Here is a 14348-nt window from a genome sequence, read left to right as displayed (position 1 = left end):
CGAGGACGCCCCGCCGCCGGCGCGGGCGACTCGTCGGAAGTTGCGTCCAGTTGTCCGAATTCGAACTGGCGAAAGCGCAACAAGTGTGCAAACGACAGGTCTTGACACCCTGTGAAGCCGAGAGGAATATCGCTTGCTGTTAGTTGTGACAACGTTGTCCATCTCGGCGGCACCTTGACCCCACCTCGCAGGGCGCCGGCCGACCCCGTGCGACCGGCGGGGCCGCCCGCACCTGGCCGGTCTCCTCCCCGCACACCGAAAGGGTAGGAAAGTGTCAGCCAGATCCTCCTCTCCCGGCGGCAGAACGCGCCTGCGCAACCGCGCCGTCGTCGCCGCCACCGCGGCCGCCGCGCTGCTCGGCCTCGGCCTCGGCGCCCAGAGCGCCGCCGCGTCCTCGGGCTCCGCGCCCGCCGACCCGGCCTCGTACGTCAACCCGCTGATCGGCAGCTCGAACGCCGGCAACACCTACCCCGGTGCTGTCGACCCGTTCGGCATGCTCTCCTGGAGCCCGCAGACCTCGACGGGCAACCAGTTCTCCAACCCGGCCCCGGGCGGCTACCGCTACGACGCCACCAAGATCCGCGGCTTCAGCCTCACCCACCTGAACGGCGTGGGCTGTTCGGGCGCGAACGGCGACATCCCGATCATGCCGTACGTCGGCGACGTGACCTCGTCACCGAGCTCCGACACCAAGGACGCGGTCTACGCGAGCACCTTCTCGCACGCCAACGAGACCGCCCAGGCCGGCTACTACAAGGTCGCCCTCGACAGCGGCGCCACCGCGGAGCTGACCACCACCGACCGCACCGGCACCGGTGAGTTCGGCTTCCCGGCGGACCAGCCGGCCAGCATGCTGCTGCGCACCTCCAACTCCGAGAGCGGCAGCAGCGCGGCCACGGTGAACGTCGACGCCGCCACCCGGACGGTGACCGGCTCGGTCGACGCCGGCAACTTCTGCGGCCCGCAGAGCGCCAACAACCGGCACTCCGTCTACACCCTGCACTTCACGGCCCACTTCAGCCAGCCCTTCGCGAAGGCCGGCACCTGGACCGACGGCACGCTCGCCCCCGGCTCCACCTCCGCCAGCGGCGGGACCGGCTACAACAGCAGCGGCAACCCCACCTCGGGCAAGGGCTCCGGCGCCTACGTCACCTTCCCGGCCGGCACCAAGAACGTGCAGGTGAAGGTCGCCATCTCCTACGTGAGCGGCGACGGCGCCGAGGCCAACCTCCGCTCGGAGAACCCGCCTTCGCGTTCCTTCGACTCCGTGCGCGACGCCGCGAAGGCCGACTGGAACACCGCGCTGCGCCGCGTCGCGGTCTCCGGCGGCAGCTCCGACCAGTTCAGCACGTTCTACACCGCCCTCTACCACTCGATGCTGGAGCCCACGCTCACCAGCGACGTGGACGGGCGCTACCTCGGCGGCGACAACGCGATCCACCGGCTCGCCAAGGGCCAGCACGCGCAGTACGGCACCTTCTCCGGATGGGACCAGTACCGCGCCCAGGTCCAGCTGCTGACGCTCCTTCAGCCGCAGGTCGGCAGCGACTACGCCCAGTCGCTGTTCAACTACGCCACCCAGCGCGGCGGCGAGTGGGACCGCTGGCTGCTGGAGAACGGCAAGACCAGCATCATGTCCGGCGACCCGTCGGACGCCGCCCTCGCCGGCATCTACGCCTTCGGCGGCCACGACTTCGACGTCAAGGGCGCGTTCGCCTCGCTGGCCAAGGCCGCCACCGTGCCCACCGCCAACGACTCCGACAGCGCCGGCTGCAACGTCGAGTGCGTCGGGCAGCGGCCCGCGTTGGACCAGTACCTGAAGCTCGGCTACGTGCCGTCCAACAACTGCCACTGCTGGGCCGGCGCCGCCGAGACCCTGGAGGACGCGGCGGCCGACTTCGGCCTGTCCGAGCTCGCCGGCGACCTCGGCGACAAGTCCGCGCAGAAGGCATTCGCCCAGCGCAGCGGCAACTGGACCAACGTCTACGACCCGAACGCGACCGCGGACGGCGGCTACATGCGCGACCGCAACTCCGACGGATCGTGGGCCGGCGCCACGTTCAGCCCGAGCACCGGCAGCGGCTTCGTCGAGGGCAGCAGCGCCCGCTACACGTGGATGGTCTACTCCGACGCGGCCGGGCTCGCCCAGGCGATGGGCGGCGACCAGACCGCGATCCAGCGGCTCGACGCCTTCTTCCAGGCCCCCGACGGCACCTTCGACTTCTCCGCGAAGGACCAGACCCGCTACGACCCCACCAACGAGCCCGACATCAACGCGCCGTACCTGTACGACTACTTCGGCGCGCCCTACAAGACGCAGCAGACCGTCCGCGCCGAGACCGACCAGCTGTGGACCAACACCCCCGGCGGCATCCCCGGCAACGACGACGCCGGCACCATGTCCTCCTGGTACGTGTTCTCCGCGCTCGGCCTCTACCCGGAGGTGCCCAGCCGCGCCGACCTGGCGCTCAGCAGCCCGATCTTCACCAAGGCCGTGATCCACACCGGAACCGGCCACACCATCACCGTCAACGCCCCCCAGGCGTCGGCGAAGAACATCTACGTGCAGGGCCTGCGCGTCAACGGCGCCAAGTCCGACAAGCCCTGGGTCCCGGCCTCCTTCACCACCCACGGCGGCACCCTCGACTACACCCTCGGCTCCACCCCCGACACCAAGTGGGGCAGCGCCGCCAAGGACGCCCCGCCGTCCTACCGCGACGGTGAGGCCCCGTTCTTCGCGGCCGCCTCGCCCACCTCGGTGAAGGCCGAGCCCGGCAGCTCCGCGACGGCCTCGCTCGAACTGTCGACCATCCAGGACGCGAAGACCTCGGTCTCCTGGAGCGCCGCTGCCCCGGCCGGCATCACCCTGTCGCCCTCGCACGGCAAGGTCACGGTGCCCAAGGACGGCTCCACGGCCGCCAAGCTCACCGTCAGCGTCGCCGCCGGCACCAAGTCCGGTGTCTACAGCGTGCCGTTCACCCTCACCGGTGACCACGGCGTCAAGGCCCCGACCACGTCGCTGAGCGTCACCGTCGGCGTCAACGGCTCCGTCAGCTGGTACGTCAACAACAACGGCGTCTCGGCGGACGACACCGACCCGGCCGCCAACTTCGACGGCGGCGGCTGGAGCTACTCCGCGAAGGCACTCGCCGCCGCCGGGGTCACCCCGGGCAGCACCGTCTCGGCGAACGGCTTCGACTTCGCCTGGCCCGACGTCGCGCCCGGCGCCCCTGACAACATCGTCGTGGGTGGCGGGGGCCAGGTCCTCGACGAGTCGAAGACCCCGGCCGGCGCCACGCGGCTGAGCGTGCTCGGCAGCGCCAGCGACGGCGACACCGTCGGCGACGTCACGCTCACCTACACCGACGGCACCACCCAGACGGCCCAGATCGGCTTCAGCGACTGGACCCTCGGCGGCGGCGGGAGCACCCCCTCCTACGGCAACGTCATCGCCGCGCACACCACGTACCGTGACGTCATGGGCGGTTCCACCGACCCGGTCGGCACCGACGTGTTCGCCACCGCGCCGATCGACCTGCAGGCCGGCAAGCAGCTCAAGTCCGTGACGCTGCCGGCCACCACGCAGGGCGGCGACATGCACGTGTTCGCCATCGCCACCGCGTGACGGCACCTGCGAGCTGAACCACCTCCGCGAGCGCTCCGCAGCGCTTCGCACGCGCCGCCCCGGGCCGTCCTCGGCCCGGGGCGGCGCCGCGTCCCCACGACGTCCGGGTGGACGCGGGACCGCATTCCCGACGATGTCACTCCGCGTCCGGGCGACGTCCCCGAGCCTGACGCGCTCACCGCGTGGGGCGGGCGCGGAGCCGTCCTGCCGTACGAGTGGGCGACGGAACGCGGCCCGCGCACGCGGGTCGGAGGACGCGCGGCGGCAGCGAGGCGGCAACCGCCATGCTTCCGCGAGCCCTTGGGCCGGAGTCAGGCTCGCCCGGCCGACGCGGCACGGGCCACGGCTGCGCCGCGGACCGCCCCCACGGACGAGCCCCGCACCCCGTGCGGGGTGCGGGGCTCGTCCGTGGGGGCTCACCCCTGGTTCACACCGCGCTCCCGTCCTGGGCGATCGCGAAGACGTGGATGTCCTTGTTGGTCGGCAGCGTGATCGACGCGACGATCCGGTCCGCGTCGACGGGGATGGTCTGCTCGTCGACGTAGAAGGCGTGGACCTGCCGGCCGAGCGCCTGGTTGCGGTAGGGCACCGCGGCGACCTCGGTGTTCCCGGCTCCGGGGGTGCTGCCCCAGTCCGACTGCCTCAGCGTCGCGGTGCCGCTGCTGCCGTCGGTGTAGTGGATCGTCACGGTGCCGGAGTGGTCGCCGTTGGTCGCCGCGCCGAGGAAGCCGATCTCGCCGGCGCCGACCTTGTGCGGCGTCAGGATGGTCTGGCCGAGCGCGCGCAGGTTGTCGTTCTCGCACGGTCGCGCGTCCGGCCAGGTGAAGGCCAGCCCGCCGACGGTCAGGTGCGCGCCGGGGGTGAGCGGGTACGGCGAGGCGGTGGCGAGGGCGTCCGCGGAGTAGGTGTCGGTGCCGTTGTCGAGCGCCCCGCATCCGCGGTCGGTGTCCGGGGAGATGCCCACGTCGTTGTAGTAGTCCGACAGCGCGTCGGTGGCCGCGACGGTGAACTGCGTGGTGCCGGACGTCCCCGCGGCCCCGGTGACCACCGCGACGCTCGCGACGCTGCCGGGTTCGACGCGCCAGACGTTCGCCGGCCCTGAGGGCGTCGAGACGGCCGGGCCGCTCGGCTCGGGCACCGTGAAGGTGACGGAGGTGTCCGACCAGTGGTCGATCCGGAGCGTGCCCAGGTCGCCCGCGCCGCCCCAGTGGACGCCGGCGTCGGACAGCAGCAGGTGCCGGCCGCGCGAGGAGGGGCCGAAGCCCGTGCCGGTGATGGTGACCCGCTGGCCCGGGGCGGCCTGCGCCGGCGTGATGCCGCTGATCGTCGCGGGCCGGGACGGGGCGTTGGTCAGCGCGATGTCGTCGACGTAGCCGCGGTAGCCTCCGCTGCTCGCGGGCCGGTCGTAGCCCAGGTCGATCCGGACGATCTTCCTGCCCGCGGCCGCCTTGCCGAGGTCCACGCTGACCTGGTTCCACTGGTCGAGCCTGAGCGTGCCGCACTGCGAGGCGGGTGTGAGCGGGGAGCCTCTGAGCCCGTGCAGCGTGCCGCCGTCGGCGAAGACGAGATCCAGTGACACGCAGCCGCTGTTGTCGCCGCTGACGCCGGGAGCGGCCGTGCCCTGCGCCTGCGGGTGGATCCAGTAGCTCAACGTGGTGTCCCTGCCGACGCTCACCGGCCGGTCGGAAAGGTCGAACAGCCTCATGTAGGCGTGATCGTCCGGCGCGCCGGCGGCCTGGCCGGAGTACATGAGGGCGTTGGCGCCGTCGTGGTTGTTCTCCTGGCGCGTACTGGATTCCGGGCTGGTGGCGCTGCCGTACCTGGTGACGTTGGCGATCCCGCCACCACCGGGCGCGGTGTCGACGCCGTCGACCCAGTCCGGCATGGGCTGGCCGTGCTCGAAGCCGGTCTGGAACGGTGTCTGCCCCGAGCGGGCCGGCAGCGGCCGGCGCAGCCCCGCGGTGGCGAGTCCGGTGACGGTGTCACCGCCGCCGTAGTACATCATCCACTTGCCGTCGTGGAAGAGGATGCTGTTCATCCACACCGTCTTCGGCGTCTGGCCGTTCCACTCGTACGGCACGTCCGGTGTCGGCGTGAGGACCGCGTCGCTCAGCTGGTGCAGCATCAGCGTCGGCTGCCGGCCGGAGAACTCCTCCTCGCTGATCGCGTAGAACCAGCGGCCGTTGGCCATCAGCGTGCCGGCCGTGAAGACGACGATGTCGGAGTTGGCCGGCCGGCCCGCCACGGTCCGGTAGTCCGTGACCGCCACGGACACCTCGTACGGCTGCCACCCCTTGGGGTAGTGCACGTCGAGCGGGTCGGCCGTCCTCGCGGTGGTGCTGCCCTTCGCGTGCCAGGTGCGCATGTCCGACGAGTACGCGATGTCCGTGCCGGTGTCTCCCTGGCCGAAGTACATGACGTACTCGCCGTTGATCTTCCTCGGCGTGCCGTCGGCGTCGGTGACCACCGCCGCGTCCTTGTTGTTCCCGGCGCCCGGCTCCACCGTCCACGGCGTGCTCCAGTGGACTCCGTCGGTCGAGGTGGCCTCGGAGATGTCGTACGAGCCCAGGCAGCTACCGTCCGCCTTGGGGTGCACGGAGGTGAAGAAGGAGTAGTAAGTGCCGTGCAGTTCGAACAGGCGCGGGTCTTCGAGGCCGCACTTGTCCTGCTGGCCGGCCAGGTCGAAGCCGATCACCGGGTTGGCCGCGGTGTCCTCGGCGAAGTGCGTGCCGTCGGTGCTGGAGGCGTACCCGATCTGCGAGGGGCCGCCGTAGGAACCCTGCGCGCGGTAGAGCATCTTGTACTGACCGCCGCGGTAGAGCACGCCCGGGTTGTAGAGGGCGGCGGCCTCGTAGCCGCTGCCGCTCGGTGACAGCAGCGGGTTGGCCGCGCTCCGGGTGAACGGACCGATGGCCCAGTCGGGAAGGTTCGCGTCGGTGTAGCCGGCGTCGGCTTCCGCGCTGGTCCGTGACGACGCCGACGACGCGGACGACGGCGAGGACGGCGACGGGGGTGACGGGGGCGACGGCCGGGATGCGGCGTCGGACTGCCCCGGCGGACGGGGGGCACTGGCACGGCCGTCGCGGTGGGCGGCACCGGCCGCCGATGTCGCCGCGGCGGGCGCCACGCCGACCGCCAAGACGATCGCGCCCGCCGCGAGCAGCCGCAGCGCCGTGTGCCCGAGACGGGCGCGCCGCCGCCGGGGTGGGCCGGGTTTCGTCAGCGCGCTCACGACAGCTCGAAGGAAACCGATCATTACCCCGGACCTCTCAACTCGGCACGGCTGGTCTCAGGAGGACTTCGGATCAGGTTCCGCGGCTGGGCCGCGAAGTTGACAACGTTGTCGATCGGGCGCCGATGGTTCCACCGCGTGCGGTGACCGTCAAGGGGAACGGCGGAATCCCGATGGCACGGCGGGTGGTCGGCGGAGGCGTCGGTACGTCCGAGGGGAGCCCCACCGGTATCCGGAGCGGCTCCCCCTCCCCCGTCCAGCGGGCCGTCAGCGCACCACGAGTGCCACCAGGCGGGCGGCACCGGCGCCGGACGCGTCGGTCACCAGGGCCACGTAGCGGGCGGTGGTCCCGGCGTCGAGCTGCCGGATCGTGCCGGAACCGGTCATCGTGCCCGTGCTCCGGTAGGTCAGGCCGTCGTCGCTGACCTCCACCCGGCCGGCGGGCACGCGGCCCCCGGTCCACTCCGCGCGGACGGTGCCGAACGCCACGGAGGCGCCCAGGTCGACCACCATCCGGCCGTTCGGGCCCGGCGTCCACGCGGTGCGCGGGTCACCGTCGACGGCCGCCCGCGGGTCGGACATCCCGGCCGGCAGCGGGTTCGTCGGGAAGACCGTCCGACCCAGCGCCAGGTCGTCCAGCGGGAACGCGGTGGCTCCGGGCAGCCGGACGGTGACGGTACCCCGGACGGTCGCCGCCGCGCTCCGCCCCTGGCCGGTCACCAGCACCCGGCAGCGTGCCCCGGACAGCCGTACGGTGGCGCCGTCCACCACCTCGGCGACCAGGCCGGAGGGCAACCGGTCGCCGGTCAGCGGGTGCAGGGTGAGGCGCGGCGCGAGCAGTACCGCCGAGGCGGCGTCGAGGCCGGCCTCCAGCGAGGTGCCGTCCGAGGTGACGGTCTGCCGGCCGTCGAACAGCACGCGGCCGGCGCCGGAAGCCGGCACCGCGACCCTGGTGGAGACCGCGGAACCCGTCAGGTTCAACAGGCTGAGGTGGTCCTCGGTCAGGGCCGCCCGCACCCCGTCGGCGTCCGGCCGCGGCACCGGCCGCCCGGCCAGCTCGCGCAGGGTGTGGGTCGAGGCACCGGGTATGCCCTCCACCAGCAGCGGCGCGGCCGGGCCGTCGGCGAGCACGACGGTGTCGCCGTAGACCGACAGGGGCAGCGTCGAGCCGCGCACCACCAGTCCGGCCCGGCCGTCGACGTCGAGCCAGCCGCCGTGGCTGGAGACGTCCGGGACGGGCCAGGAGGCCAGGTCGGCCCAGGTCTGACCGTCGGTGGAGCCCTGGACGAGGTACGCGCGGCCGGCTGCGACCTCCCAGCGGATGGTGACCCGGTCCACCGCCTCCTCGGCGCCGAGGTCCACCTCCAGCCAGCTGTCGGCCCGCGTCCGGTCGCCCTTGGAGACCGCCCACCGGGTGGTGGTGCTGCCGTCCACGGCGAGGGCGGGGCCCAGGCCCGCGTCGGAGGAGGACGCGGTGGCGGTGGCGCCCTGGGCGAGGTCGGTGCCGTCGGCGCCGTCCCGGGCCTCGAACTCGTAGACCGAGTAGCCGTAGGTGGGGTGGCCCTGGACGCCCAGCATGCGCAGGTAGCGGACCTGGGTGCGGGTGAACGCCAGCTGGTCCACCCGGCCGCCGGTCGTGCTGCCGGCGCCGTCGGCGGCGGCGACGCTGTGGCTGCCCTCGGCGTACCGGTAGGTGCGCGCCCCGGTGAGGCCGGGCATGCCCGGCATGGTGAGGTTGTAGACCTCCAGGTGCCCCTCCCCGTCACCGGTGCCGGTGGTGGCGTACACGACCGCGCCCGAAGGCAGGGTGGTGAGGCCGGCGTAGGAGCCGGAGCCGAGGTCCAGGACGGTCGCGCTGCCGTCGAAGCCGTCGCGGACCGCGTGGTAGGCACGCGCCCGGCGACCGGCGACCTTGCCGGTGGCGGCCGGCAGGAACATCGGCGTGGCGGCGCTGAGCTTGAACAGCCAGTCGTCGTGCGCCGGCTGCCAGGCGAACTTCACGAACCCGGCCTTGCTGACGGCCGCCGACCAGGCGCCTGCCGACTGGTGCGACACCAGGCCCGGACCCTCGCCGAAGTCCATGACGCCGGAAGCCTGCTGGAAGAACTCCGGTTCCGTCAGCGCCCGGACCTGCCGCCCCGACTTCGCCGCCCACAGGTGGAGCAGATAGCTGATGGCGACCTCGGCGCGGGCCTCCGGCTCGTACTTGGGCTCGCCGGAGAACTTCGCCAGCCGGTACTCCGGCGGGTAGCTCTGGTACGCCTCCAACCGCTCGGCCATGGCCTGTTCGGCCCGGGCGGCGGCGCGGTCGCCGATCACCTGGGCCTGGAACGCCAGCGGGATGACGTCACGGCCGTACAGGTGCTCCCGGTCGTTGATCATCGGCATGAACGGCTCGCCCGCGTCGCTCATCACGTTGAGGATGCTGCGCCAGAGCGGGTCGGTGTTGGGCTGGTCGGTGACCACTTGCGGCAGGGCGCTGCCGGCGGTCAGGTAGTGGATCGCGGTACGGGCGGAGGTGCGCCACACCTCCTCCTGGTAGTGCGGCTCGAAGGAGCCGTGGTTCTCCACGACGAAGCTGTCCCACACGTTGTGCGCGGTGTTGTCGCTGACCGGAGTCCCGTCCACGGTGGCCGGGTTGGCCCGGTCCGCCGCCGGAAGGCCCGTCTCGTTCCGCGCCCAGGCGCGGTAGGCCGCCAGCCAGTCCCCGTACCGCGGGTCGTCCTGCGCCCAGACCAGCGCCGGCACCAGTGACTGGGCGTAGACACCCATCTCGTCGACCTTGGTGTCGCCCGCCCAGCCGCCCTTCAGCCCGTTGGGGGTCCAGGAGGAGGACAGCGGGTCGTCGCCCGTGCCGAGCGAGGTGGTGTAGGCGGCCTGGTTGCGGATCAGCGAGTCGACGTCCTGCCGGGTCGCGGCGTCCAGGTCGTCCCAGAGCAGCCGGGCGGCCAGCGCGAAGTACAGCTGGAAGGTGGTGTCGAAGAAGAGCGTCTTCCCCCACTCGGTGCCGCCGTTGTTCCGGTTCGAGGCGGCGAAGTGCCGGATCGAGGCGATCGTCCGGTCCTTGAGGGCGGCCGCGTCGATGCCGGCCCGGTCGGCGTCGTAGGTGCCGTGGGTGAGCAGGACCGCGTTGCCGAGGACGACCGCGAAGCCGAAGTCGGTGGCCGTGTAGTAGCCCTTGGCGGCGTCCCACTGGGTCTCCGACCAGCGGGTGTGGTCGAGCAGGACCCGGTAGTAGGTCTCCGCCACCGGGTCGGGAGCGGTGGCGTTCCCAACGCCGTGGCCGGCGCCGGCACCCGGGCGCCCGGCGGCGGACGCGACGCCCTCGCCGAGGACGGCGGGCAGCGCGGCCAGCGCGGCCGAGGCGCCCAGGAGTTGGACGAACCGCCGCCGGTCGACGGGGAGAGAGGGGAGCTGGGGCACGTCGGACGCCTCTCGGTAGACAACGTTGTCGTAGACGCCAAGTCTCTGCCGCCGCGCGAGAGTGTCAAGGGGTGTGCGTGAGACGGTGCCGGGTACGGAGGTCCCGCGCGTGGCGCGTGGCGCGTGGCGCGCGGCGACGTCGTCCCGGAAGGCGCCCGGTCCCAGTCCGCCGACGGGGATGCCGTGCCCGCCTCCCCGTCGGAGCCCGAGGCGGGTACGGCCTCGCGGTGCTTCAGCGCCCGGCTGGGGGCTTCGGCCAGGGCGCCCCTACGGCTCCCACAGGTGCGTGCACGCGAGGCAGATCTGCCGGCGCTGCCACGCTCCCCGGGCGGCCTCCGCGGCCTCGACCCGCCGCCACGACACCGCTGCCCCCACCCCGCCGGCCACCAGGACCAGCAGGCCGAGCACCACCGTGCCCGTCACCGCCAGAACCAGCCCCAGGACGGTCGCTCCGGCCGCCACGGCGACCGCACGCCGATCCCCCGCCGCCGGTTTCGCGTACTTCCTCTTGAGCGGGCTGTCACCCGGCAGGGACTCCCAGTAGTGCGGCAGGAACTCGACATTCGAAGAACCACACTTGACGCTCGGGCAGCGCATCCGTCCTCCTCGGGAAGCCGCCAGCCTCTCGCCCGCCGCGCCGTCCACGCGAGGAGGAAACCGGACAACTCCCGGCCGTCTCCGCGGACGAGGGCCTGCCCCGGCCCTGTCCGACCCGGCCGCCGGCGCTGGAGCAGCCGTTGGAAGAGCGCGCTCGACGCATTCGGCGGCCACTTCGACGGCAGCCGTACCCCCGGGACAGGCGCAGATCAGACAGGCCGTCAGATATGTTCGGGAGCAACCGACTTCGTGGCGCTGCGTCTTCCTGGCCGTTGGTGCGGACGGGCGTGGGCGTGAACTCGGGTTGGAGTCAGCCATGTCGTCCAGGACATCGGGACATCCGTCCGGGAGCTTGTCGCGCCGTCTTCTTGAGGAGCGCTGCCGCTGGACGACCCGGGAAGACAAGCACAGTCAACCACCCTCCCTGTATTCGAGGCGGGTTGGAAGCAGGACCGGCCCTCCTCCGCGCCACCCTCAACACGTCTCCCCTGCCGAGGACTCCCCGGCCCGGCCCCGGCCCCTCACCCTCCCGGGCACGGGGCGGACGGGGCGGGGAGGTGGCGGGCGGTCCAGGCGCCGCGGTGGGCGGCGGCTCGGGCGGCGCCCTCGGCCGCGGCGGCGGAGGGGACGGGGACGCGGGCCAGTTCCGCGAGGGCGTCGTTCATGCCCGCGACGAAGAGCGAGCCGTAGCGGGTGAGCCGGCCGCTGGCGGCCAGGGTGGCGCCGGCCTCGGCGGCCGCCGTACGCCAGCGGGCGAACTGGGCCTGGGCCTCGTGGCGGGCCGGGCCGACCGGGCGCAGGGACATGCGGCGATGCCAGAAGCGGGCCACGCCGAGGTGGGCGTAGGTGCCGTGGAGCAGGCCGGCCAGGGGCCGCGGGTCCTCACGCCAGGGAGCGTAGAAGAGTTCGCCGGGGCAGGCCGAGGTGAGGTCGAAGAGGTGGAGGAGCGCGGAGAGCTTGTTGTGCTGAAGCTCGTGGGCCAGCGCCAGGGCCACGCCCTCCGCGGTGTCCGGCAGGCTCAGCGCGACGGCCCCGTACGCCTCGTCGGAGCTGCTGCTGCGGCTGACGCCGGGCGACCCGGCGATCGGCACCACGACCCGCAGCACGGCGCCCGCCTCGGCCGCGACCTCCGGGTGCTCCGCGTGCAGCAGCCGCAGCCCCGCGGCGAGCCGGTACCGCCAGCGTGCCCACTCGGCGTCCGGCAACCGGCCGGGCCGGTCGTGGAGGACGGGGATGTCGAGGTCGACGTCGTCGAGCAGGAGCTGCCGCCCGCGGCCGTCGGACGGGAACGCGCGCAAGGGCAGCCAGGTGTGCGCCTCGGGACGTCCGGACGGGTGGTCCTGGCCGTCCGGCGCGTGGTCCGCTCCGGGGGCGATCGCGACCCGCCGACCGCCGACGGAGATCCACCCACCGGGTGCTCCGCCCTCGACCACGGCCCAGGTGCCGTCCTCGGCGTCCGGCAGGCGGACCGCGCCGAGTCCTGGCAGCGTGATCCGCCGTGCGCGCGGCGCCACTTCGACCCGGGCCGGGAGTCCCGTCGCGACGACGGCCGCGGCCGCGAGCGAGGCGAGGGCGTGCAGCGGGTCGGGCTCGGGGACCGGTTCGGGAACCGGTTCGAGGGCGGGGGCCGGGTCCGTGGGGGTGGTGCGCCGGCCGGCGGCGGGCGGGTGCGCGCGGCTGTGGGTGAGCGCGTGGAGGCTGCGCAGCAGCGCGGGCCCGAGGGCCGGGTAGGTCACCAGCGTCCGTACGGTGCCGGGCGCACGGCGCTGCGCCTGGGCCAGCGCCTGCCAGGCGGCGCGGGCCCGCCGGCCGACGTCCCCGCCGTGCTGTTCCGCCGCGCGGAGCACGGACCACAGGGTCACCAGCCGGCGGCTGTACTCGGCGTCCGCCAGCAGCCGCGTCGCCCCGCGGCCGCCGCCTCGGGCGAGTTCGGCGAACAGCGACAGGCTCATCGTGTACGGCTGCGGCGCCCCGGGTCCGCCGCGGTGCGCAGGGCTCATGCCACCCCTGTCCGGGTCCCGACCGCACCGGCTTCCCTGCCGCCCACCCGGTCCCCGGTTCCACCCGACGCGGCGTCCCCACCGGCCAACCCGCCCACGCCCACGCCCACGGCACCGGCACCGGCACCGGCCGACGGGACGTCCGCGCCGCCCGACCCGGCCCCCGTATGCCCCGGTCCGGTGTCCGCGTGGGCGTCCGCGCCGGCGGAAGCGCCGCGGCTGGTCCGTGTGAGCCGTGCGACGTCACCCGCGACGCGGCGGTGGATGTGGCGGATCAGGGTCTGGAGGTCCGCGCAGTAGACGCTCGGATTGGCGAAGCCGCTCCCGTCGGCGCGGTACCGGTGGACGTGGTGGCCGCCGCCGCACACCTGGACCAGCGGGCAGCGGCGGCACTCGGCGGCGAGTCCGGCGGCGCCCGACCGGCGGGCGGTCAGGCCGGGCAGCGGCAGGGCGGCGTCGAAGGGGTCGCGGGCCAGGTGGAGCCCGGTGTCCCCGGCGCCGGGGTAGGCGGCGCGCAGGGCGTCGTCGAGGGTGAGGGTGCCGTCGGTCTCGACGACGATGTAGTCCACCGGGGCCAGGCCCGTCCCCTCGACCGTGCCGCGGCCGCCCAGCATCAGGCTGATGAGGTCGTCGAACAGGCGGATGCCGGAGGGCCGTTCGGCGGCTCCGTACCAGCGGTCGAAGATCCGGATCAGCCAGTCCGCGTACGGCGTGTCGTGCTGCCGGGCGGGGTCACGGCCGGGGGGCGGGGCGGACCAGTTGCCGTGCGGGAGCAGGAAGTCGACCGTGGGCGGCCGGTGGCGCAGGAGCTCCCGGTAGGTGGCCACGGGGTCCGCGGCAAGGTCGATGGTGCACAAGAGGCCGGTGAACAGGGCACGGTAGGGAGCGCTGGTGAGCAGGCGCAGGCCGGCCTCGGTCGCCGCGTGGCTGCCCCTGCCGTCGTGGCCGCGCCGGTGGCGGTCGTGCGCCTCGGCGCCGCCGTCGAGGCTGACGCCGACGCCGATGTCCAGGGCGGCCAGCCGGTCGAGCCGGCCGGGGGTCAGCAGCGTGCCGTTGGTCTGGAGGGTCGCGTCGACGCGCACACCGGGCCCCACCCCCTCCCGCACGGACCGGACCAGCCGCTCGATCGCGGCCGCTCCGGCGAGGAGCGGCTCGCCGCCGTGCAGGACGACGCCGATCCGGGTCAGGCGGTGGATGTGCACATGCTCGGCGATCCGCCGGGCCGTGAGGTCGATGACGGGACCGGACATCGTGCGCGGCTCGTCGCGCCAGCGCTGGTCGGCCGCCCGGTACATATAGCAGTAGTCGCAGTCGAGATTGCATCGGCCATGGATTTTCACCACGAAATTCCGGAACGGGATCGGTGGCGAATGCGGCGGCGTCCCGCCAGGAGGAGGAAAACCGCTATCCGAAGGCCGCGGCGCGGTGTGGAGCTGCTGCGCATCGCGCATCGTGCGTGTCCCCCCAGAAC

6 protein-coding genes are annotated in these 14348 nt (G+C 73.5%); 1 reads left to right on the top strand and 5 read right to left on the bottom strand.

Translation table 11 applies throughout. The annotated features are described in order from the left end of the window. The first annotated feature begins 271 nt into the window (after positions 1-271). Positions 272-3625 carry a GH92 family glycosyl hydrolase gene (locus BS72_RS26075; protein WP_232792539.1) on the top strand — a complete coding sequence of 1118 codons (3354 nt, stop codon included), beginning with the start codon at positions 272-274 and terminating at the stop codon, positions 3623-3625. Positions 3626-4052: 427 nt separating this feature from the next. On the opposite strand, the gene BS72_RS26070 is transcribed toward BS72_RS26075, so the two are convergent. The 5 genes from BS72_RS26070 to BS72_RS26050 form a co-directional block, all read right to left on the bottom strand. Beyond that, on the bottom strand, positions 4053-6857 hold the full coding sequence (locus tag BS72_RS26070) for a glycoside hydrolase family 130 protein (RefSeq protein WP_037914056.1): 2805 nt from the start codon (positions 6855-6857) through the stop codon (positions 4053-4055). A 267-nt stretch (positions 6858-7124) separates the two neighbouring features. Continuing rightward, positions 7125-10280, bottom strand: coding sequence for a discoidin domain-containing protein (locus BS72_RS26065; protein ID WP_037914054.1), 3156 nt, complete (start codon positions 10278-10280; stop codon positions 7125-7127). 267 nt (positions 10281-10547) lie between these two features. Then, the gene (locus tag BS72_RS26060; RefSeq protein WP_037914051.1) at positions 10548-10877 is read right to left on the bottom strand and encodes a hypothetical protein; all 330 of its coding nucleotides are present in this window, start codon (positions 10875-10877) and stop codon (positions 10548-10550) included. Between the two features lie 521 nt (positions 10878-11398). Continuing rightward, complete coding sequence (locus tag BS72_RS26055) at positions 11399-12877, bottom strand: aKG-HExxH-type peptide beta-hydroxylase (RefSeq protein WP_078901641.1); 1479 nt, start codon at positions 12875-12877, stop codon at positions 11399-11401. Beyond that, entirely contained in the window at positions 12874-14217 is a 1344-nt protein-coding gene (locus BS72_RS26050) for an FxsB family cyclophane-forming radical SAM/SPASM peptide maturase (RefSeq protein WP_078901640.1), read from the bottom strand. Before BS72_RS26050 ends, BS72_RS26055 begins: the two co-directional genes overlap by 4 nt. Positions 14218-14348: the final 131 nt, after the last annotated feature.

The organism is Actinacidiphila yeochonensis CN732, from assembly GCF_000745345.1.
Taxonomy (GTDB): Bacteria; Actinomycetota; Actinomycetes; order Streptomycetales; family Streptomycetaceae; genus Actinacidiphila; species Actinacidiphila yeochonensis.
This window is presented reverse-complemented; position numbering and strand designations above follow the sequence as displayed.